At 67.4% G+C, this 21,357-nt stretch carries 18 protein-coding genes; 7 read left to right on the top strand and 11 right to left on the bottom strand.

Translation table 11 applies throughout. From position 1 onward, the window contains the following. Positions 1–15: 15 nt before the first annotated feature. Positions 16–864 (bottom strand): Vgb family protein, encoded by an 849-nt coding sequence (locus MELE44368_RS13050; RefSeq protein WP_128108876.1) that lies wholly within the window; start codon positions 862–864, stop codon positions 16–18. After that, positions 861–3,479 carry a glycosyltransferase family 1 protein gene (locus tag MELE44368_RS13055; RefSeq protein ID WP_128108877.1) on the bottom strand — a complete coding sequence of 873 codons (2,619 nt, stop codon included), beginning with the start codon at positions 3,477–3,479 and terminating at the stop codon, positions 861–863. The genes MELE44368_RS13050 and MELE44368_RS13055 overlap by 4 nt, the downstream gene beginning before the upstream one ends. A 185-nt stretch (positions 3,480–3,664) precedes the next feature. Here MELE44368_RS13055 and MELE44368_RS13060 point away from each other — a divergent pair, with 185 nt between their 5' ends. Both MELE44368_RS13060 and glgB read left to right on the top strand, forming a co-directional pair. After that, positions 3,665–5,752: an alpha-1,4-glucan--maltose-1-phosphate maltosyltransferase gene (locus MELE44368_RS13060; protein WP_128108878.1), complete on the top strand. Its 2,088-nt coding sequence runs from the start codon at positions 3,665–3,667 to the stop codon at positions 5,750–5,752. Positions 5,753–5,754: 2 nt separating this feature from the next. Beyond that, a complete protein-coding gene (gene glgB, locus MELE44368_RS13065) occupies positions 5,755–7,965 on the top strand; it encodes a 1,4-alpha-glucan branching protein GlgB (protein WP_128108879.1) in 2,211 nt (736 codons plus the stop codon). A gap of 106 nt (positions 7,966–8,071) precedes the next feature. Here the strand turns inward: glgB and MELE44368_RS13070 are convergent, their stop codons facing one another. From MELE44368_RS13070 to MELE44368_RS13080, 3 genes are read right to left on the bottom strand one after another with little or no spacing between them, the layout of a single operon-like run. After that, positions 8,072–8,965: a tetratricopeptide repeat protein gene (locus tag MELE44368_RS13070; protein ID WP_206613759.1), complete on the bottom strand. Its 894-nt coding sequence runs from the start codon at positions 8,963–8,965 to the stop codon at positions 8,072–8,074. A gap of 13 nt (positions 8,966–8,978) precedes the next feature. Next, positions 8,979–9,362 carry a DUF3817 domain-containing protein gene (locus MELE44368_RS13075; protein WP_128108880.1) on the bottom strand — a complete coding sequence of 128 codons (384 nt, stop codon included), beginning with the start codon at positions 9,360–9,362 and terminating at the stop codon, positions 8,979–8,981. A gap of 43 nt (positions 9,363–9,405) precedes the next feature. Further along, a complete protein-coding gene (locus MELE44368_RS13080; protein ID WP_128108881.1) occupies positions 9,406–10,587 on the bottom strand; it encodes an acetyl-CoA C-acetyltransferase in 1,182 nt (393 codons plus the stop codon). Positions 10,588–10,669: 82 nt separating this feature from the next. Here MELE44368_RS13080 and mce point away from each other — a divergent pair, with 82 nt between their 5' ends. Next, positions 10,670–11,149 (top strand): methylmalonyl-CoA epimerase, encoded by a 480-nt coding sequence (mce, locus tag MELE44368_RS13085; protein ID WP_128108882.1) that lies wholly within the window; start codon positions 10,670–10,672, stop codon positions 11,147–11,149. On the opposite strand, the gene MELE44368_RS27100 is transcribed toward mce, so the two are convergent. Then, the gene (locus MELE44368_RS27100; RefSeq protein ID WP_128108883.1) at positions 11,146–11,442 is read right to left on the bottom strand and encodes an Rv1322 family protein; all 297 of its coding nucleotides are present in this window, start codon (positions 11,440–11,442) and stop codon (positions 11,146–11,148) included. The genes mce and MELE44368_RS27100 overlap by 4 nt on opposite strands. Beyond that, a complete protein-coding gene (gene nucS, locus MELE44368_RS13095; RefSeq protein ID WP_128108884.1) occupies positions 11,442–12,113 on the bottom strand; it encodes an endonuclease NucS in 672 nt (223 codons plus the stop codon). The genes MELE44368_RS27100 and nucS overlap by 1 nt, the downstream gene beginning before the upstream one ends. A gap of 46 nt (positions 12,114–12,159) precedes the next feature. On the opposite strand from nucS, the gene MELE44368_RS13100 reads away from it, so the two are divergent. Then, positions 12,160–13,767, top strand: coding sequence for an adenylate/guanylate cyclase domain-containing protein (locus MELE44368_RS13100; RefSeq protein ID WP_128108885.1), 1,608 nt, complete (start codon positions 12,160–12,162; stop codon positions 13,765–13,767). Here the strand turns inward: MELE44368_RS13100 and glsA are convergent. Beyond that, positions 13,756–15,042, bottom strand: coding sequence for a glutaminase A (glsA, locus tag MELE44368_RS13105; protein WP_128108886.1), 1,287 nt, complete (start codon positions 15,040–15,042; stop codon positions 13,756–13,758). The two genes, MELE44368_RS13100 and glsA, sit on opposite strands and share 12 nt — an antisense overlap. A 44-nt stretch (positions 15,043–15,086) precedes the next feature. Then, the gene (locus MELE44368_RS13110; protein WP_128108887.1) at positions 15,087–15,560 is read right to left on the bottom strand and encodes a nuclear transport factor 2 family protein; all 474 of its coding nucleotides are present in this window, start codon (positions 15,558–15,560) and stop codon (positions 15,087–15,089) included. A gap of 84 nt (positions 15,561–15,644) precedes the next feature. On the opposite strand from MELE44368_RS13110, the gene MELE44368_RS13115 reads away from it, so the two are divergent. Next, positions 15,645–17,456, top strand: a complete 1,812-nt coding sequence (locus tag MELE44368_RS13115; protein WP_128108888.1) for a fatty acyl-AMP ligase — start codon at positions 15,645–15,647, stop codon at positions 17,454–17,456. Positions 17,457–17,473: 17 nt separating this feature from the next. On the opposite strand, the gene MELE44368_RS13120 is transcribed toward MELE44368_RS13115, so the two are convergent. Next, the gene (locus MELE44368_RS13120; protein WP_128108889.1) at positions 17,474–17,986 is read right to left on the bottom strand and encodes a hypothetical protein; all 513 of its coding nucleotides are present in this window, start codon (positions 17,984–17,986) and stop codon (positions 17,474–17,476) included. A 104-nt stretch (positions 17,987–18,090) separates the two neighbouring features. Further along, entirely contained in the window at positions 18,091–18,810 is a 720-nt protein-coding gene (locus MELE44368_RS13125) for an NUDIX hydrolase (protein ID WP_128108890.1), read from the bottom strand. Between the two features lie 338 nt (positions 18,811–19,148). Here MELE44368_RS13125 and MELE44368_RS13130 point away from each other — a divergent pair, with 338 nt between their 5' ends. After that, positions 19,149–20,657: a DNA-3-methyladenine glycosylase 2 family protein gene (locus MELE44368_RS13130; RefSeq protein WP_128108891.1), complete on the top strand. Its 1,509-nt coding sequence runs from the start codon at positions 19,149–19,151 to the stop codon at positions 20,655–20,657. After that, complete coding sequence (locus MELE44368_RS13135) at positions 20,635–21,138, top strand: methylated-DNA--[protein]-cysteine S-methyltransferase (RefSeq protein WP_128108892.1); 504 nt, start codon at positions 20,635–20,637, stop codon at positions 21,136–21,138. The genes MELE44368_RS13130 and MELE44368_RS13135 overlap by 23 nt, the downstream gene beginning before the upstream one ends. Positions 21,139–21,357 lie beyond the last annotated feature (219 nt).

Below are 21,357 nucleotides of genomic sequence, written 5' to 3' on the forward strand. Positions count from 1 at the left end.
GTGTCCAGTATTTGCTCAGACCGGTACCCGCAACACGAACCCCGCCTCCAGCGCGACCCACGGGGCGCCGTCGGCGCCGATCGCCACCCCGTGCGGTTCGCTGCCCCGCGGCAGGTCGATCGTGACGATCGCACCGTCGCCGCTGACCCTGGCGATCTGGTGTGAGCCCCACAGAGTCACCCACACCCCGTCGCCGGGGTCGGCCACCACCGCGTGCGGCTTTCCTGGCAGGTCGATCTCCTGGATCGCGTCGTGCATCGGAATGCGGCCCAGCTTCTCGGCGGCTATCTCGGTGAACCACACCGCGTCGTCGTGTGTCGCGGCAATGCCCACGGGTCCGGCTGCGGCAGTGGGTAATTCGCGCACGGTCAGTCCATCGGTGGGTGACATCCGGCCGATCGCATTGGCTTGATTGAGGGTGAACCACAGGGCGTTGTCGGGCCCGGCGGTGATCATCGACGGTGCCCCGCCGACGGTGTGCCATTCGGTCACCTCGCCGTCGACCGAGATGCGCCCGATCTCACCGGATGTCATGGCCGTGAACCACAACGCGCCGTCGGGCCCGGCGGTGATGCCGTAGGGGCCGCGGTCCTCGCCGAGGGGAAACGCGCTCAACTCGCCAGCGGTGCTGATCCGGCCGATGTGGTCGTCACCGGTGCGGGTGAACCACAGCGCACCGTCGGGGCCGGCCGTGATGATCGACGGACGGCTTTGCGGCGCAACCGGATACACCGTGACATCACCGGCCGTCGTGACCCGCGCGATGGCGCCCGCGTGCACCAGCGTCACCCACAGCGCGCCGTCGGGGCCGGGGGCCAGCGCGTATGGCCCGCCGTCGATCGGCACCTTGAGGGCGGGTGTCACGGGTAGGTGACGAGGCCGAGTTCGTTGTCACCGGCCAGCAGCGGATGGTGAGGCAACACCCGCACCGTGTACCCGACCGGACCGGCGACCGGCAGCGGCGTGGTCGTCGAGAACCTGGCATTGCCGCCCTCGGTCGTTTCCGTGTGCTGCATCGGCACGGTCACCGGATTCACCAGGTTGTTGCTCGCGTCGACGCGCCCCAGCACGGCCTGCACCGTGACCTCATCGGGTCGCAGATCGGCAAGCTGCACAATCGCGGTCAGGGTCAGCTCCGAGCCGAGCAGCGGGGTGTCCGGCAGCCCCGAGCTGTCGACGTCGGTGATCTGGATCTTCGGCCAGGTCTCCTCGGCGCGCTGCCGGTAGATCGCCAAGTCGCGGGCCGCGCCGAACGGCTCCCCGTCCGCGCCGGGTTGCACCGTCCTGCGCAGGGATTGGGCCGCCGGCGCGTAGTACTTCTCGGTGTAATCGCGAACCATGCGCGACGCCAGCACCTTCGGTCCCAGCGCGATCAACGTGTGCCGCACCATCTCCACCCACCGGGTCGGGATGCCCCGGTCGTCGCGGTCGTAGAACTTGGGCGTCACCGACTGTTCGAGCAGATCGTAGAGCGCGGCCGCTTCCAGATCGTCGCGTCGGTTCTCGTCCGCCAGCCCGCTGGCAGTCGGTATCTCCCAACCGTTTTCACCGTCGTACCACTCGTCCCACCAGCCGTCGCGGATCGACAGGTTCAGCCCGCCGTTGAGTGCGCTCTTCATCCCGGACGTGCCGCAGGCCTCCAGCGGTCGCAGCGGGTTGTTCAGCCACACATCGCATCCCCAGTACAGCTGGCGGGCCATCGACATGTCGTAGTCGGGCAGAAACGCGATGCGGTGCCGCACCTCAGGCCGGTCGGCGAACTTCACCACCTGCTGGATCAGCGCCTTGCCGCCCTCGTCGGCGGGATGGGATTTGCCCGCCACGATCAGCTGGATCGGCCGCTCCTCGTCGAGCAGCAACCGCTCCAAGCGTTCGGGGTCGCGCAGCATCAGCGTCAGCCGCTTGTACGTCGGCACTCGCCGCGCGAAGCCGATGGTCAGCACCTCAGGGTCAAAAGCCGTTGCGATCCAGCCCATTTCGGCGTCAGCCGCGCCACGTTCGGCCCATGACCGGCGTAGCCGCACCCGCACGTCCTCGATGAGCTGCTTGCGCAGCTGCGAGCGGATCCACCACATGTGCCCGGGATCGACCTGGTGCAGCCGCTCCCACACCGCGGGTTCCCACACCGCGGGCTCCCCCTGCGGGTTGGCCCCGATCAGCTCGCGACCCAGCTCCAACCACTGAGGCGCCGCCCAGGTCGGGGCGTGTACGCCGTTGGTGATCGAGCCGATCGGCACCTCGCTGGGATCGAACCCCGGCCACAGCGCGCTGAACATGTGGCGGCTGACCTCGCCGTGCAGCAGCGAGACCCCGTTGGCCCGCTGCGCCAGCCGCAGGCCCATGTGCGCCATGTTGAACTTCGTCGGGTCGTCTTCCGCGCCGAAGGCGATGATGCGGTCCAGCGGAACCCCGGGCAGCAGCCGCGACATCTCCCCCGCCGGGCCGTCGCTGGCACCGCCGAAATACCGCCGCAACATCTCCACGGGAAACCGGTCGATGCCCGCGGGCACCGGCGTGTGGGTGGTGAACACCGTCGACGAGCGCACCACCGTCAACGCGGTGTCGAAATCCAAGCCGGCGTCGATGAGCTCCCGGATCCGTTCGACACCAAGGAATCCCGCGTGTCCCTCGTTCATGTGGAACACCTCCGGGGACGGCCGGCCCTCCAGCTCGATGAACGCCCGGATCGCCCGCACCCCGCCGATGCCGGCCAGGATCTCCTGCTTGATCCGATGCTCCTGGTCCCCGCCGTAGAGCCGGTCGGTCACCCCCCGCAGGCCGTGGTCGTTCTCGGGGATGTCGGAATCCAACAACAGCAGGGGAACCCGGCCCACCTGGGCCACCCAGATCCGCGCGCGCAGCTGGGAGTCATCGGGCATCGCCACCTCGACAAGCACGGGATCGCCGCTGCTGTCAATGAGTTGTCGCAGCGGAAGGCCCTGCGGATCCAGCGACGGGTAGCTCTCGCGCTGCCAGCCGTCGGCGGTCAACGACTGGCGGAAGTACCCCGAGCGGTACAACAGCCCCACGGCGATCAGCGGCAGACCCAGATCAGAGGCCGACTTGAGATGGTCGCCGGCCAGGATGCCCAGGCCTCCGGAGTAGTTCGGCAGCACCTCGGCCACGCCGAACTCCATCGAGAAGTAGGCGATGCCGTTGGGCAGTTCGGCCCCGGCCTCCAGCTGCTGCTGATACCACAGCGGACGGGTCAGGTAGTCGTCGAGATCGGCGACCAGCGAGTCGAGCCGCCCCAGAAACGATTCGTCCGCCGCCAACTCGTCCAGGCGTCCGGGTCTGACCTGACCCAGCAGCGCCACCGGGTCGCGACCGACCTGCCACCACAGCTCCTCGTCGATGGCGGCGAACAGATCCTGGGTGGGCTTGTCCCAGGTCCACCGCAGGTTGATGGACAGCCGTTCGAGCGCGGCCAATCGCTCGGGCAGATGCGCGCGCACAGTGAACCGTCTCAGGGCTTTCACGCGACTCCACCTTACTGACCTTTCGCCGCACCGCAGTCCGGAACCCTGATCGCTTCGGCGCCCCGGGGGTTGGGCCGCGCATTACGGTGGGTATAGGGCGGCCAGGAGGTTCTCGAGGCGCGCGCAGACGACGCCGGACCGGGCGGTGCCGAGGACGCAACGTCCAGAACGTAAGGAGTGGTGGGGTGACCGGTCGGATCGCAATCGACGACGTCGCGCCTGTCGTTTCCGGCGGCCGGTACCCGGCCAAGGCCGTCGTCGGCGAAGTCGTGCCGGTGTCGGCGACGGTGTGGCGCGAGGGCCATGACGCCGTGGCCGCCACGCTGGTGGTGCGCTACCACGGCGCGGCGTATCCGAAACTCGTCGACGATCCCCCCGGCCTGGTTCGGGCCCCGGAAGCGGTGCCCGTCGAGGAGGTCGTCACCCCGACGTCGCGCATCAAACCGCAGCTGCTGCCCATGTCGACCGGCACGACTCCGGATGTGTTCCACGGTCACTTCACCCCTGACGCCGTCGGCCTGTGGACCTTCCGGGTGGACGGCTGGGGCGATCCGATCGCGACGTGGCGCAAGAGCGTGACCGCCAAGCTGGACGCCGGGCAGAGCGAGGGTGAGCTGTCCAACGACCTGCTGGTCGGCGCCGGGTTGCTGGAGCGCGCCGCCGCGGGGGTGCCGAGGCGGGAGCGGTTTCCGCTCATCGACGCGGCGGCCCGGCTGCGCGAACCCGGCGATCCGTTCGTGCGGGCGGGCGCGGCGCTGTCGCCACAGGTGGCCGAGCTGCTGTCGCGGTTTCCGCTGCGCGAACTTCTCACCCGCGGCGAGCGGTACGGCGTGTGGGTCGACCGGCCGCTGGCCCGGTTCAGCGCCTGGTACGAGATGTTCCCACGGTCGACGGGCGGGTGGGACGCGAGCGGCAACCCCGTTCACGGCACCTTCGCCACGGCGACCAAGGCGCTGTCGAGGATCGCGCGAATGGGCTTCGACGTGGTGTATCTGCCCCCGATCCATCCGATCGGCAAGGTGCACCGCAAGGGCCGCAACAACAGCGTGACCGCGGCCCCCGACGACGTCGGCTCACCGTGGGCGATCGGCAGCGACGAAGGCGGGCACGACGCCGTGCACCCGAAGCTGGGCACCATCGAGGATTTCGACGATTTCGTCGCCGCGGCCCGCGACGAGGGCATGGAGGTCGCGCTGGATCTGGCGTTGCAGACCGCGCCCGATCACCCGTGGGCGCGTGAGCATCCGGAGTGGTTCACCGTGCTGCCCGACGGGACCATCGCTTACGCGGAGAACCCCCCGAAGAAGTATCAGGACATCTATCCGCTCAACTTCGACAACGACCCGGCCGGGTTGTACCAGGAAGTGCTGCGGGTGGTGAAGTTCTGGATCTCACACGGCGTCAAGGTGTTCCGGGTCGACAACCCGCACACCAAACCGCCGGACTTCTGGGCCTGGCTGATCGGCGAGGTGAAGAATCACGACCCCGACGTGCTGTTCCTCTCCGAGGCGTTCACCCGCCCGGCCCGGCTGTACGGGCTGGCCAAACTCGGCTTCACGCAGTCCTATACGTACTTCACCTGGCGCACCGCGAAGTGGGAGCTGATCGAATTCGGCCAGCAGATCGTCGAACACGCCGACTATGCGCGGCCCAACCTGTTCGTCAACACCCCCGACATCCTGCACGAGAGCCTGCAACACGGTGGGCCCGGCATGTTCGCGATCCGCGCGGTGCTGGCGTCGACCATGAGCCCGTCGTGGGGTGTGTACTCCGGCTATGAGCTGTTCGAGCATCGCGCGGTGCGCGAAGGCAGCGAGGAGTACCTGCACTCCGAGAAGTACGAACTGCGTCCGCGCGACTTCGAGGCCGCCCTGGCCGACGGTGAGTCGCTGGAGCCGTTCCTGACCCAGCTCAACGAGATTCGGCAGGTCCACCCGGCGTTGCATCAGTTGCGCACCATCAAGTTCCACCATCTCGATAACGACGCGCTGCTCTCCTACAGCAAGTTCGATCCCGTGACGGGTGACCAGGTGCTGGTGGTGGTGACGCTCAACCCGTTCGGCGCCGAAGAGGCCACCTTGTGGCTGGACATGGCGGCGTTGGGCATGGAGCCCCATGACCGCTTCTGGGTTCGCGACGAGATCACCGGCGAGGAATACCAGTGGGGCCACGCCAATTACGTCCGCATCGATCCGGGCAAGGCCGTGGCGCACGTGCTGAACATGCCGCAGCTGTCCCCGGAGCACCGACTGAAACTGCTGCGTAGGGAGTGAGCATGACGCAGACCAATCCACGCACCAGCCCTCATCTGCGGCCGCATACCGCCGATCTCAACCGGCTGCTGGCCTGCGAACACCACGATCCGCACTCGATTCTGGGCGCACATGAATACGACGACCACACTGTCATCCGCGCCTACCGGCCGCACGCGCGTGAGGTGGTCGCGCTGATCGGCGGTGAGCGGTATGCGTTCACCCATGTCGAGGCCGGGCTGTTCGCCGTCGCGCTGCCGTTCACCGACCTGATCGACTACCGGCTCGAGGTGGGTTATGCCGGTGAGGACGGCAAGATCCACCGGCACACCGTCGCGGACGCCTACCGGTTCTTGCCCACCCTCGGCGAGATCGACCTGCACCTGTTCGCCGAAGGCCGCCACGAACGGCTGTGGGAGGTGCTGGGGGCGCATCCGCGCCGGTTCTCCACACCCGACGGGGAGGTCGACGGGGTGTCGTTCGCGGTGTGGGCCCCGAACGCCAAGGGCGTCAGCCTGATTGGGGACTTCAACCACTGGGACGGCACCGAGGCGCAATTGCGGGTGCTCGGCTCCACAGGGGTGTGGGAGCTGTTCTGGCCCGGTTTCGAGGTCGGGGGTCTGTACAAGTTCCGGGTGCACGGCGCAGACGGTTCGATCAGCGATCGTGCCGATCCGATGGCGTTTGCCACCGAGGTGCCGCCGCAGACGGCGTCGAAGGTGACCCGCAGCGAGTACCGGTGGGCCGACGACGAGTGGATGCGCAAGCGCACCGAACTGAACCCGGTGTTCGAACCGATGAGCACCTATGAGGTGCATCTGATGTCGTGGCGACCGGGGCTGAGCTACCGGGAACTGGCCGAGCAGCTCACCGAATATGTGGTGTCGCAAGGCTTCACGCATGTCGAGTTGATGCCGGTGGCCGAGCATCCGTTCGGCGGTTCGTGGGGCTATCAGGTGACGTCGTACTACGCCCCCACCTCGCGGCTGGGCACGCCCGACGAGTTCCGCTTCCTCGTCGACACGCTGCACCAGGCCGGCATCGGGGTGATCATGGACTGGGTGCCCGCGCACTTCCCCAAGGACGCCTGGGCGCTGGGCCGGTTCGACGGAACCGCCCTGTACGAGCACTCCGATCCGCGCCGGGGTGAACAACTCGATTGGGGCACATACGTCTTCGATTTCGGCCGCGCCGAAGTGCGCAACTTCCTGGTCGCCAACGCGCTCTACTGGTGCCAGGAGTTCCACATCGACGGCCTGCGGGTCGACGCGGTCGCCTCGATGCTGTACCTGGACTACTCGCGTCCGGAAGGCGGCTGGACACCCAACATCTACGGCGGGCGGGAGAACCTCGAAGCCGTGCAGTTCCTGCAGGAGATGAACGCGACCGTGCACAAGGTGACCCCGGGCGTGGTGACCATCGCCGAGGAGTCGACGTCGTGGCCAGGTGTCACCCGCCCGACAAACCTTGGCGGCCTGGGCTTTTCGATGAAGTGGAACATGGGCTGGATGAACGACACCCTGGAGTTCATCAAACGCGACCCGATCCACCGCAGCTATCACCACCACGAGATCACGTTCTCGATGCTGTATGCGTTCAGCGAGAACTATGTGCTGCCGATCAGCCACGACGAGGTGGTGCACGGCAAGGGCACGTTGTGGGGCCGCATGCCAGGCAACGACCACGTCAAGGCCGCGGGGTTGCGCGGCCTGTTGGCCTACCAGTGGGCGCACCCGGGCAAGCAACTGTTGTTCATGGGCCAGGATTTCGGCCAGCGCGCCGAGTGGTCGGAGGAACGCGGCGTGGACTGGTATCAGCTCGACGAGAACAGCTACTCGACGGGCATCCAACGCATGGTGCACGACATGAACCGGATCTACCGCGACCGGCGGGCGCTGTGGTCGCGCGACACCAGCCCCGAGGGCTACTCTTGGATCGACGCCAACGATTCGGCCAACAACGTGATCAGCTTCTTACGCTACGGCGACGATGGCTCGGTGATGGCCTGCGTGTTCAACTTCGCCGGTGCCGAGCACACGCGCTATCGGCTCGGCCTGCCGCACGCGGGCACGTGGCGTGAGGTGCTCAACACCGACGCCGACATCTACAACGGCGCGGGCATCGGCAACTACGGCGCGGTGGAGGCGACCGCCGAGCCGTGGCACGGCCGCCCCGCGTCGGCGGTCATGGTGCTGCCGCCGCTGGCCGCGCTGTGGTTCGAACCCGCCGACTGAGAGGTCTCGCCCATCTTTCGCGCCCAAAGGGACAAACGGGCGGGAAAGTGCGAGTAGTTTTCGCCATTTCGTCGATCTCGGCGGGGTACAGCGAGCCGCCGGGAAATCAATACAGCGCGTTGGCGAGCTTGCGCCGGCCGGCGATCACGTCGGGGTCGGCGGGGTCGAAGAGCTCGAACAGCTCGACGAGCCGGGTACGCACCTTGGCGCGATCGTCGCCCGAGGTCCGCTGCACCAGCCCGACCAGCCGGTCGAAAGCCGCCGCGGCGTTCTGCTGCAGGATCTCGACGTCGGCAGCCGCGAAGGCCAGCTCGATGTCGTCCGGCTTGGCGTCGGCGGCGACGATCGCCCCGGGCGCACGCGACGTCGCACGCTGAAGGAAGCTGATCTGGCGCACCGCGCCCTTGGCTTCGGCATGGCCGGGGTTGGCGTCCAGGATCGCTTGGTACGCCTTGCGCGCCGCTTCGAAATCGCCGGCGTCCAGATGGGCGCGCGCCTGTGCGAGTTCCGGGTCGACCTGCTCGGGCTGATCGGGATCCCCGCTGCCGGACAGCTTCCCGGCGGTGGCGTTCAGCAGGGAGTCGATCCACTGGCGCAGCTGCTCGGGAGGCTGCGCACCCTGGAAGCTCGACAGCGGTTGACCGGCGGCCAGCGCGACCACCGTGGGGACGGCCTGCACGCCGAACATCTGCGCCACCCGGGGCACGGCGTCGACGTTGACCGTCGCCAGCGACCATTTTCCGCCGTCGGCGGACGCGAGACTGCCCAGCGCATCACCCAGTTGGACGCTGGCGTCGCTGCGCGGCGACCACAGCAACACCACGACAGGCACCTGGCTGGACCGCACCAGCACTTCAGCTTCAAGGTTGGCCTCAGTGATCTCCACACCACCCGATGGGGCTGCCGAACCGCCGTCGCCCGCTGACGCCCGCTGCTTGAGCGCCGACAGGTCAACCGCACCGGCCATCGAGGCCGCGATGGAAGGTCGGGGTCGAGTCACGCCTACAAGTTTGTCACGTCGACTCGGGTGCGGGCAGGCCCGGTTGTGCAAGGGCCCCACCGGCCGCGCCGACGCCGATCCGGCCGCTGCGCTCGGCCCATATGAGAAAGATCACACTGGCCAGTGGCACGATGCTCGACAGCAACGCCAGCAACCAGGTGCTGAGCGTCCACTTGAACGCGACTCCGGCCAGCAGGACGACGGCGACGAACGCGACGAAGATCAGCCCGTGCGCCATGCCGAACACCTTGACCCCGATCTCCGTCCGAGGGGTGCCCAGGTACTTGAAGTACATCCCGACCAGCAGCCCAGCCCAGCTGACCGCCTCGAGCAGGGCGACGAACCGGAACCAGCCGGCAACCGGGCGGGGATCGAAGGCGCGAATCATGGCCGCCATTGTGCCCGAAACCCGCCGCGCTTACTACGCAGCGTCGTAGGCGCTATCCCGCGCGCAGGACCAGCGCGTCGCCCTGGCCGCCCGCCCCGCACAACGCCGCCACCGCGTAGCCGGAACCCTTCCGGGCCAGCTCGAGCGCCGCATGCAGGGTGATCCGAGCCCCCGACATCCCGATCGGGTGCCCGATGGCGATGGCCCCGCCGTTGACGTTGACGTTGTCCAGCTCCACGCCGAGCTCCTTGGCCGAGGCCAGCGACACCGCCGAGAAGGCCTCGTTGATCTCGATGACGTCGAGCTGATCGACCGAGATGCCCTCGCGCGCAATCGCTTTCTTGATGGCGTTCGCCGGCTGTGACTGCAGGGTGGAATCCGGGCCGGCGACGACGCCGTGTGCGCCGATCTCGACCAGCCAGCTCAGCCCCATTTCGACGGCCTTGTCCTTGTTCATCACCACCACCGCGGCCGCGCCGTCGGAGATCTGCGACGCCGACCCGGCGGTGATGGTGCCGTCCTTGCGGAAGGCGGGTTTCAGGCTCGCCAACGACTCCACGGTGGTGTTGGCGCGGATGCCCTCATCCTCGGTGAACTCGATCGGGTCACCCTTGCGCTGCGGGATCTGCACCGGCACGACCTCGTCGGCGAAGACGCCGTCTTTCCATGCCGCGGCGGCCTTCTGGTGCGACCGCGCAGCAAACTCGTCCTGCTCTTCGCGAGTGAACCGGTCGACCTCGTTTCGCTGCTCGGTGAGCGCGCCCATCGGCTGGTCGGTGAACACGTCGTGCAGGCCGTCGTAGGCCATGTGATCGAGCACCGTGAAATTGCCGTACTTGTAGCCCGAGCGGCTGTTCATCAGCATGTGCGGCGCCTGCGACATCGACTCCTGGCCCCCGGCGACCACCACGTCGAACTCCCCGGCCCGGATCAGCTGGTCGGCCAGCGCGATCGCATCGATGCCGGACAGGCACATCTTGTTGATGGTCAGCGACGGCACGTCCCAGCCGATGCCGCCGGCAACCGCGGCCTGCCGGGCCGGCATCTGCCCGGCACCGGCGGTGAGCACCTGGCCCATGATCACGTATTCGACCGCCGAAGCCGGGACCTTGGCCTTTTCCAGGGCGCCGGCGATCGCGATGCCACCGAGGTCACTGCCGGAAAAATCCTTGAGCGAACCCATGAGTTTGCCTACCGGAGTGCGCGCTCCAGCAACAATTACCGACGTCGTCATTTCAGTACCTCCAGGCATCGTCTGCGCCGATGTGACCGATCACGCATATGCAAACGGTTCTAGTAAACGTTACCGTTGCGTTATGACCGCCGAGCAGGTTGATGCCCGTCCTGTCCTCGCGAGCGCCTTGGTGACGGCGATCGACCACGTCGGCATCGCGGTGCCCGACCTGGCCGCCGCCATCAAGTGGTACCACGACCACCTCGGAATGATCGTGTTGCACGAGGAGGTCAACGAGGACCAGGGCGTCCGTGAAGCCATGCTCGCCGTGCGGGGCGCCCCGGTCGGCAGCGCCCAGATCCAACTTATGGCGCCGCTCGACGAGACCTCGACGATCGCGAAGTTCCTCGACAAGCGCGGCCCCGGGATTCAGCAGCTGGCCTACCGCACCAGCGACATCGACGCGCTTTCGGAGCGCCTGCGCGCCGACGGGGTGCGCCTGATCTACGACGCACCACGGCGCGGCACCGCCAATTCACGGATCAACTTCATCCATCCCAAGGATGCCGGCGGGGTGCTCATCGAGCTGGTCGAGCCCGCCGAGGACGACTCCACCCACTAAGACCACCGGCGGGTCGGACCGCGGGTACCCCGGTGCGTCCAGCACGGGGTGTGCCAATGCCGGCGGTCGTCGACGGCCTGCTCGCCGCCCGCTGCGGGAAACACCACCAAATGCGCTGTGCCGACGCGGATCTCATGATCACAGCCCGGACACCGGTAGGTCTTCGTGGCACGCGAGCCCGGGACCGGTCTGACTTCGTACTCATAGCCGTCCGGGCCGATTTCGATTCGGCGCATCGGCGGCAACGGCGTCGACGACTGCCTGCGTCGGGAGGGCCTGCCACGCCGAGGCATCAAAACAGCCGGAACTCGTCGCTGTCCATACCGCGCATCTGGTCGTAATCCAGCGTCACGCAACGAATTCCACGGTCGCTCGCCAGGGTCCGCGCCTGCGGTTTGATCTGTTGGGCGGCGAAGACGCCTGCCACCGGCGCCAGCAGCGTGTCACGGTTGAGCAGCTCGAGGTATCGGGTGAGCTGTTCGACGCCGTCGATCTCACCGCGGCGCTTGATCTCCACGGCTACCGCACGGCCGTTCTCGTCCCGACACAGCAGGTCGACGGGGCCGATCGCGGTCATGTATTCGCGGCGCACCAGCGTGTATCCGGGCCCGAGCAGTTCGACGTGCTCGGCCAGCAACTCCTGCAGATGGGCCTCCACGCCGTCTTTGACCAGCCCCGGGTCGACGCCGAGTTCGTGGCTGGAATCGTGCTCGATCTCCTCCACCGTGATTCGCAGCTGCTCGCCCGTCTTGTTCTCCACCACCCAGACCGGCGCGGGGCCGTCGAGGTGCTCGGTCAGCCGGCAGGGCGGGCTCATCCAGTTCAGCGGCTTGTAGGCCCGGTCGTCGGCGTGCACACTGACCGAGCCATCGGCCTTGATCAGCAGCAGGCGGCGCGCCGACGGCAAATGGGCCGTTAGCCTTCCGACGTAGTCCACAGTGCACTGGGCGATGACGAGACGCACCCGAACCACATTAGGGGGCGGCCCGGGCAATTTAGGCTAGGCCGAGATGAACGCCAAGAAGAGCAGTCTTGCGCGCCGCCTGGGCCGCATCGCCGAGACCCTCACCCGGCAGAGCGGGCGGCTACCCGAGGGCCACGAGTACGGCTCGTGGCTGCTCGGCAAGGCCTCCGAGAGCCAGGCCCGGCGTCGGGTGCGAATCCAGATCATCCTGACCGTTCTCGTGTTGGCGTGGAACCTTCTCGGCATCGCGGTCTCGTTGCTGTTGGTGGTGGTGGCGTTCCCGGTGCCAAGCGCGATCAGCGACGTGCCCGCCTGGCTGCCTTTCGGCGTTGTGCCCGCCTACATCGGCGCAGCGTTGGTGGTCGGCGTCTTCTGGATCACCAAACGCACGGTCAACGCGTTGCGCTGGGCCATCGAACTACGCCGGCCCACTGCGGCGGATCACCGCAACACGTTCACGGCTCCGTGGCGGGTGGCCTTGGCGCTGCTGGCCTTGTGGGGTGTGGGAACGGCGCTGTTCACGACGCTCTACGGGATGATCGACACGATCTTCATCCCCCGGTTCTTGTTCTCGTTGGCGTTCCCGGGTGTCATCGTCGCCACCGCCGGTTATCTCACGACGGAGTTCGCGCTGCGGCCCGTGGCCGCGCAGGCGCTGGAGTACGCCCCGCCACCGCGCCGACTGACCGGCGGCATCATGGGCCGCACGATGACGGTGTGGCTGCTCAGCTCGGGCGTGCCGATGATCGGCATCGTGATCACCGCGCTGTTCTCGGTGTGGTTGCGCAACCTGACGCAGACCCAGCTCGCCATCGCCGTGATGATCATCGCACTGCTCGCGCTGAGCTTCGGTTTCCTGCTGATGTGGCTGCTGTCCTGGCTGTTCGCAACCCCGTTGCGGGTGGTGCGCACCGCGCTGAGGCGCGTCGAAGAAGGCGACTTGAGTTGCGAGCTGGTGGTTTTCGACGGCACCGAGCTTGGCGAGTTGCAGCGCGGATTCAACAGAATGGTGCGCGGGCTGCGGGAACGGGAGCGGTTGCGCGACCTGTTCGGCCGCCATGTCGGCCGCGACGTCGCCGCCGCCGCCGAGAAACAGCACACCAAGCTCGGCGGCGAAGAACGGCACGTCGCGGTAATCTTCGTCGACATCATCGGCTCTTCGAACTTGGTGACGAGGTTGCGGGCAACCGAGGTCGTCGATCTGTTGAATCGGTTCTTCGCCGTCGTCGTCGAAGAGGTCGACCGCCATCAGGGTTTCGTCAACAAGTTCGAGGGCGACGGCGCGTTGGCCGTCTTCGGTGCACCCAACGACCTGCCGTCTCCCGAGGACGCCGCGCTGGCCGCCGGGCGCGCCATCGTGCGGCGGATCCGTGAGGAGACACCCGAGGTCGAGGCGGGCGTCGGCATCGCGTCGGGCGTCGCGGTCGCCGGGAACGTCGGTGCGCGAGAACGGTTCGAGTACACCGTGATCGGAGAACCCGTCAACGAGGCGGCTCGGCTCTGCGAGCTGGCCAAGACCCAGCCCTGCCACGTTCTGGCCTCGTCGACCACGGTGCTGAACGCATCCGAAAGCGAACGTGCGCATTGGACCTTCGGGGATACGGTGACGCTGCGGGGCCTTGACGAGCCCACCCGCTTGGCGTTACCCGTCTGACGCTCTCCGGGCTGGGGCAGCGCTCAGCGCATCATCGAGTGTGGTGAAGACGGTGGCCCGGGAGTCCGGGACACCGGCCAACCGCAGCGTGTCGTCAGGATCGACCACAAAGCCCTTTTTGCCTGCCGCCGTGAGGAACTCACGCATACCGGCGAGCATGCGGCGGGCGGTCGCGTCGATGTCGTCGACGCGCGAGACCTCGAGGATGGCCACGTCGAACTCGTCGTATTCCCGCTCGATGTTGCGCAGCACCTGCTCGGCCCCGGCGAACAACAGATCACCGTGCAGTTCGTAGACCCGAACACCGGGACGGGCGTCATAGGACGCCCGGACGGTCGAGCGGGATTCGCGGGTGACCGACATGAAATGCAACCCGAGGTTGGCCGACAGGCTGCGGCATACCTCTACACCGCGGACACTGTGGCCTTTGGCATCCAGAAGCGGTGAGTAGACGCCGATCCCGAGTTGTCCGGGCAACGCGGCGGTGACGCCGCCGCCGACACCGCTTTTCGCGGGCATGCCCACCGCGCTTACCCAGTCCCCCGCGGCGTCGTACATCCCGCAGGTGACCATCACGCTCAACGTGCGCTGGACCACCGCGGCGCTGGTCAAGCGCCGCCCGGACCGGGGTTCGACCCCTCCACGGGCGAGCGTCGTGGCCATCCTGGCCAGATCGGTGCTCGTGACGTTGATCGAGCACTGGCGGAAATAGACGTCGAGAATCTCGTCGGGATCGCCGTCGAGCACGCCGAAACTCTGCAACATGTAGGCGATCGCGCGGTTGCGGCTACCGGTGGCCTTCTCCGAGGCGTACACGTCGAGATCGACCGACAGGGGCCGCCCCGCGAACGCCGAATAGAACTCGAGGATCTGGTTGAACCGGTCATCGGCGCTGTTGCCCGGGATCAGCGAAACCGCGGCGATGGCACCGGCGTTGATCATCGGGTTCTTCGGTGTCTTGGTGGTCTCGTCGACGCTGATCTCGTTGAACGCCTCGCCCGAGGGTTCGACGCCGATCCTCGCATCCACCGCCTGCTGGCCGATGCGGTCGAGGGCGAGTGCATATGTGAACGGTTTCGACACCGACTGGATCGTGAATTCGATTGCCGAATCGCCACATTCATAGACGAATCCGTCGGCCAGACATAATGACAGCCCCAGCGCATTGGGATCGACGCGGGCCAATTCCGGGATGTAGTCGGCCAGCGCGCCGTCGGTGTTGGCGAGATGTTCGGCACGGATCTGGTCCAGGTACTCCTGCACCAGTTGAGCCATGACGAGATCCTATCGGCAGGCCGGTTCCGCCACGACCGCTGCGCTCACAGCCCCAGCTCGGTGAGGCCCGGATGGTCGGTCGGCCGCGGACCGCTTCGGTCCCAATGGAAAAGGCGATCGGCCTCGGTGATGGCGACGTCGTTGATGCTGGCGTGACGGGTCTTCATCAGTCCGCCGGCGTCGAACTCCCAGTTCTCGTTGCCGTAGGCGCGAAACCACTGGCCCGTGTCGTCGTGATATTCGTATGCGAATCTGACGGCAAGGCGATCGTCACCGAACGCCCAGAGCTCCTTGATGAGCCGGTACTCGAGTTCGCTGGCCCACTTCGCGGTGAGAAATTCGACGATCTGAGAGCGTCCCTGCACGAAGGTGGACCGGTTGCGCCACCAGCTGTCGGGCGTGTAGCCCCTCGCGACGCGTTCCGGGTCTCTGGTATTCCAGAGATCCTCGGCGACGCGCACCTTCGCGGTGGCGGTCTCGCGGGTGAACGGCGGCACCAGCGGCGTGGGTGACGTCATGGTTTCCTCACTTCTCGACAACTGTGCGTCACAACCGGGTGTAGATACGTGATACTGCGCGTCACGTTAATTACACTCGGGGTCGTGGCCACATCTATCGACCATAGGGGTCTGCTGAAGATCGAGGACTGCCTCGACGCCGAGGGCAACGTCGTTCTGCCGCCCGGGGTGACGCTGGTTTCGCTCATCGACCGCAATATCGCCCACCTCGGCGACACGGTGGCCTACCGATACCTCGACTACACCGGATCGGCGGACGGTCGAGCCGTCGAGCTGACGTGGATCGAGCTGGGGCTTCGCATCAGGGCGATCGGCGCGGCGGTGCAACGCGTCGCGTCGTTGGGCGATCGGGTCGCGATCCTGGCGCCGCAGGGCCTGGACTACGTCGCCGGGTTCTACGGCGCGGTGAAGGCGGGCATGGTCGCGGTGCCGTTGTTCGCCCCCGAACTTCAAGGTCACGCCGAACGCCTGGACACCGCCCTGAGCGACGCCCGCCCGGCGGTGATCCTCACGACGCGCGCCGTCGCCGACGCCGTCGAGGCGTTCCTGGCCCAGCACGCGTTCCAGCCCCGACCCGAGCTCATCGTGGTCGACGAGATCCCGGATTCGGCCAGTGAGGCGTTCACGCCGGTTGATCTGGATGTCGACGATGTGTCGCACCTGCAGTACACCTCGGGATCGACACGAGCCCCGGTCGGCGTGGAGATCACGCACCGCGCCGTCGGCACCAATCTGATCCAGATGATCCTGTCCATCGACCTGCTGGACCGAAACACCCACGGGGTCAGCTGGCTGCCGCTCTACCACGACATGGGGTTGTCGATGATCGGCTTTCCCGCGGTGTATGGCGGTCATTCGACGCTGTTGTCGCCCACGGCCTTTCTGCGTCGACCCGAGCGCTGGATCCACGCGCTCTCCGACGAATCCCGTCGGGGCCGGGTGGTCACCGCCGCCCCCAACTTCGCCTACGAGTACACCGCCCAACGCGGCCTGCCCGTTGCGGGCGAGGACATCGACCTGCGCAACGTCGTGATGATCGTGGGCTCCGAACCGGTCGACGTGGACGCGATCTCGACATTCGCCGCGGCGTTTGCTCCATATGGGCTGCCCGACACGGCGATCAAACCCTCCTACGGCATCGCCGAGGCGACCCTGTTCGTGTCGACCATCGCGCCCGACGCCGCCCCCACCGTCGTGCACCTCGATCGCGCGCAGCTCGCCGAGGGACGCGCGGTACCGGTGGCCGCCGATGCGAAAACCGCGCTGGCACAGGTGTCGTGCGGGCAGGTCGCACGCAGCCAGTGGGCGGTGATCGTCGACCCCGAAACCCACGCCGAACAGTCCGACGCCCGGGTCGGGGAGATCTGGCTGCACGGCGACAACGTCGCGCGACAGTACTGGGCCCGGCCCGAGCAGTCCCGCCTGACGTTCGGCGCCACACTGCAGTCGCGACTGGACCAGGGCAGCCACGCCCACGGCGCACCCGCCGATGCGGCATGGATGCGCACCGGCGATCTCGGAACTTATCTGGACGGTGAGCTTTATGTCACCGGCCGCCGCGCCGATGTGGTGGTCGTTGACGGTCGCCAGCACTATCCGCACGACATCGAGAACACGGTCGCTGAGGCGTCGGCGATGGTGCGCCGCGGATACGTGGCGGCGTTCACCGCCGACGTCGACGATGTGGTGATCATCGCCGAACGCGCTTCGGGCACCCGACGGGCTGACCCGGCGCCGGCGATCGCGGCGATCCGCGCGGCGGTCGCCGATGTGCACGGCCTTTCGGTCGCCGACATCCGTTTCGTACCTGCCGGCTCGATCCCGCGGACCACCAGCGGCAAGCTGGCACGCCGAGCCTGCCGCGACCATTACCTTCGCGGCGAGATACGCGAATAGACCTGTCTTAGATCGGCTTAGCTGTCGCTGTCGCCGCCCACCTCGGCCGGTAACGGCGGCGGCAGCGGCGTCGTGGAGGTCGGGGTCGCCGCGGGCGGGGAAGCGCCCGGGTTGCCCGACGGCGCTGAACCGTGGAAGTCCACCATCGCCTCTTCACGGATCACACGGGAGCCCGAGGTGATGGTCAGGGCGTCTGCCGTCACCGTGTAGGTGATGCCGTTGTTGTCCGCGGTGAACCCGCCGTCATCGGCGGGGGTGGCCGGCACGACCAACCTGGCGCCGTCGCGCACCCGCACACCGCGGTACTCGTACTTGCCATCGGCAGATTCGCAGATCGCCACCCGCGAGCTCGCGGTGCTGCCGAAGACCACCGCGGTGCTCGGCGCGACGCAGCGCGCGGTGGAGTCGATGTAGCCGCGACCGTCGGAGGGCGGTGCGCCTGTTGCGACCCCTATCCCGACGGCGAGCAGCGCGGCACCCGCCAGCGCGGCGACGAGCAAGCGAAATGCGGACGGCCCCTGTGTTGACATCGTTTCCACCAGACCACGAGGCCGGCTCGCGGCGCGAGCGCCGACGTCCGAAATTGACGAGATCGTTAGGATCTCGAGACTCGGCGGCGATGGCCCCGGCTCGGTCAGGACCAGGCGAACACGGGTTGTTCGAGCGTGTCGACCGGGTCGCTGCGGCCCTCCAGGCAGAGCCACCGCAGCTGCAAGAGCACCGCGCCGGTGGGTGCGTGGATCAGATCGTTGCCGAGGGGGATCTGCACGACGGGGCGAGGACTCTCCGGAATGCTGATGAACCGCGGGGAGTCGTCGCGCTGAAGCTGATGCAGCCCGACGCGGTAGACGGCGACCACCTCATCGGGGGCCGGACGCAGGTCCAGCCGTCCCCCGCCCCAGATGACCACGGGGGTGATGATGTAGCCCGACCGCGTCGGGTAGTCGTCGAGAACGCCGAGCACAGTCGAATCCGACAGCCGCACGCCGACCTCTTCGTCCAGTTCCCGCAAGGCGGCTTCCACGACTGTTTCGCCCGGGTCCAAGCGACCTCCTGGCAGCGCCCACTGGGCGGCGTGCGAAGACAGCCGAGACGCCCTACGGCACAGCAGAAACGCCGCACCACCGGATACATCGACCATGCGGCCGTCGAGCCCGGCCTCCGGCATCGGTCGTCCGCCGATCCAGTCGTCGACGGGTGCTGGGTCTACCCGGTCCTCGCCGAGCGCGGAGTCGACAAGCACCACCGCGACCGCGGCGTGGCGTTTGTCGGGGTCGGCGACGGTGCGGCGGCCGTGCGCGGCCAACCGTTCCCGAATCTGTTCGCGCAGGACGTCGTCGTAGCTGATCGTCACCGCTTGACTCTAAGCCAACCTCTCATCGAGCCAGCCGGTCGAGGGTCAACGGCCAGACGGTGTGCGCCAACGTCGGCGGGTGGGCGCGGCGCCGCTGTCGCAGTGCACGGTGACGAGTGTGACTGCCGGACAGGATATTACGGAGCGTGACCCGGTCGGTGATGCCGGTTCGGTAGAGCGGGTCCGCTACCGCACGGTCTACGTCACCGTTTCATGCTGACGCGTACCAACGCCCCACCCGCGCCATCGGGGCGCCGACCACCACGGCGGCGCACCTTCCCACGGCGATGTCGATTTTCCGCTAGTCATGTCGGTGGTGGCGTGTAATTGTGGAGGGCGTGTACGACGATTTCGACCGCTGCTACCGGGCCGTGCTGTCCAAGGACGCCCGGTTCGACGGCTGGTTCGTCACCGCCGTGCTGACCACCAAAATCTATTGCCGGCCGAGCTGCCCCGTCCGGCCTCCCTACGCGCGCAACATGCGGTTCTATCCGACCGCGGCCGCCGCACAGAAAGCCGGCTTCCGCCCGTGCAAACGCTGCCGGCCCGACGCATCGCCGGGCTCACCGGAATGGAATGTGCGCGGTGACGTGGTTGCCCGCGCCATGCGGTTGATCGCCGACGGCACCGTCGATCGCGACGGGGTCACCGGCCTGGCCAGCCGCCTGGGCTACACCACCCGACAGCTGGAAAGGCTGCTGCAGGCCGAGGTGGGTGCCAACCCGTTGGCGCTGGCCAGGGCCCAGCGCACCCAGACCGCGCGGATCCTGATCGAGACCACCGAACTGCCCTTCAGCGACGTCGCGTTCGCCGCCGGCTTCTCCAGCATCCGCCAGTTCAACGACACCGTGCGCAGCGTCTGCGACATGACGCCGACCGCGTTGCGTCGGCGCGCACGGGCGCGGTTCGGCGGAGGCGACGGCGGTACCGGGGCGCTCTCGTTGCGGTTGGCCGTGCGCACCCCGTTCGCTTATGAGGGCTTGTTCGGGCATCTGGCCGCCAGCGCGGTCCCCGGTGTCGAAGAAGTGCGTGACGGCGCCTACCGGCGAACGCTGCGGCTGCCCAACGGTAACGGAATCGTCAGCCTCACACCGCAACCCGATCATGTGCAGTGCCGGGTGACCCTGGATGACTTCCGTGATCTCGCCACTGCGATCGCCCGGTGCCGCCGGTTGTTGGACCTGGACGCCGATCCCGAGGCGATCGTCGACGCGCTGAGCGCCGACCCTGAGCTGAGCGTGCTGGTCGCCAAAGCGCCCGGACAGCGGATCCCCCGCACCGTCGACGAGCAGGAACTGGCGCTGCGGGTGGTGCTGGGACAACAGGTGTCCGTCAAGGCCGCCCGTACCCACGCGGCTCGACTGGTTTCCGCCTACGGTCAGCCTGTCACCGACACCGACGGTGCGTTGACCCACGTGTTCCCAGCGATCGAGCAGCTTGCCGACATCGACCCCGCCCACCTCGCCTTCCCGAAAGCGCGGCAACGGTCGCTGATTGCGCTGATCCGCGGGATCGCCGCCAGAGAGGTGGTGCTGGACGCCGGAACCGACTGGAACGACGCTCGTGAGCAGTTGCGCGCCGTGCCCGGCATCGGTGACTGGACCGCGGAGCTGATCGCGATGCGCGGACTCGGCGACCCCGACGCGTTTCCGGTCAGTGATCTGGGCGTGCGACTCGCCGCCGAACAAGTGGGGTTACCGTGCAATCAACGGGCACTTACCGAACGCAGTACGCGCTGGCGGCCCTGGCGTTCCTATGCCACGCAGCACCTCTGGACGGCCCTCGAGCACGCGGTCAACGAATGGCCGCCGAAGGAGAAAAGTGATGGAAACCCTGCAGTTTCGTAGCGTCGGCAGCCCCGTGGGCCCGCTGACGTTGGCCGGCAAGAATGGCCGCCTGATGCATCTGCGGATGGTGGACCAAACCTACGAGCCGAGTCGCGAGAATTGGGAGCCCGACGACACCGCGTTTCCCGAGGCTGTCGAGCAGCTCGAGGCCTACTTCGCGGGTGAGCGCAGGGATTTCGATCTGCAGCTCGACCTGGTCGGTACGGCGTTCCAGCGCCGAGTTTGGGAGGCGCTGTTGACGATCCCGTACGGCGAGACGCGCTCATACGGGGAGATCGCCCGCCAGATCGGATCGCCCGGCGCCTTTCGTGCGGTGGGATTGGCCAACGGCCACAACCCGATTGGCATCATCGTGCCGTGTCACCGGGTGATCGGGGCGAACGGCAGCCTCACCGGTTATGGCGGCGGCCTGGATCGGAAGATGATGCTGCTCGGACTCGAGCGATCGCACGCATCGGCGCAGCCCACGCTCTTCGGGTAACGGTGCGTGTCCACCTCTTGGGCGGTGGCGCAGCTCTGGCAGTTGAAAGTTGTTCTCGTGCAAGAGTTCGTTGGATGCGGCCCGCAGGGCGCATCATCTACGAACCGGACATTTCACCGAGGTACACAAATGCCTGTGCCCCCCAATTGAATTGGGGGGCACAGGGCTTAATTTGTGTTCGGCGGTGTCCTACTTTTCCGCCCGTGTGGGGCAGTATCA

The organism is Mycolicibacterium elephantis DSM 44368 (genome assembly GCF_004014805.1).
Taxonomy (GTDB): Bacteria; Actinomycetota; Actinomycetes; order Mycobacteriales; family Mycobacteriaceae; genus Mycobacterium; species Mycobacterium elephantis.

Excerpts from the sequence above, each read along its gene's own strand:
- glsA (WP_128108886.1), bottom strand. The coding sequence starts at position 15,042 with ATGGCTCAACTGGTGCAGGAGTACCTGGACCAGATCCGTGCCGAACAT.
- MELE44368_RS13080 (WP_128108881.1), bottom strand. The coding sequence starts at position 10,587 with ATGACGACGTCGGTAATTGTTGCTGGAGCGCGCACTCCGGTAGGCAAA.
- glgB (WP_128108879.1), top strand. The coding sequence starts at position 5,755 with ATGACGCAGACCAATCCACGCACCAGCCCTCATCTGCGGCCGCATACC.
- MELE44368_RS13110 (WP_128108887.1), bottom strand. The coding sequence starts at position 15,560 with ATGACGTCACCCACGCCGCTGGTGCCGCCGTTCACCCGCGAGACCGCC.
- MELE44368_RS27100 (WP_128108883.1), bottom strand. The coding sequence starts at position 11,442 with ATGCCTCGGCGTGGCAGGCCCTCCCGACGCAGGCAGTCGTCGACGCCG.
- mce (WP_128108882.1), top strand. The coding sequence starts at position 10,670 with ATGACCGCCGAGCAGGTTGATGCCCGTCCTGTCCTCGCGAGCGCCTTG.
- MELE44368_RS13075 (WP_128108880.1), bottom strand. The coding sequence starts at position 9,362 with ATGGCGGCCATGATTCGCGCCTTCGATCCCCGCCCGGTTGCCGGCTGG.
- MELE44368_RS13100 (WP_128108885.1), top strand. The coding sequence starts at position 12,160 with ATGAACGCCAAGAAGAGCAGTCTTGCGCGCCGCCTGGGCCGCATCGCC.
- MELE44368_RS13120 (WP_128108889.1), bottom strand. The coding sequence starts at position 17,986 with ATGTCAACACAGGGGCCGTCCGCATTTCGCTTGCTCGTCGCCGCGCTG.
- MELE44368_RS13135 (WP_128108892.1), top strand. The coding sequence starts at position 20,635 with ATGGAAACCCTGCAGTTTCGTAGCGTCGGCAGCCCCGTGGGCCCGCTG.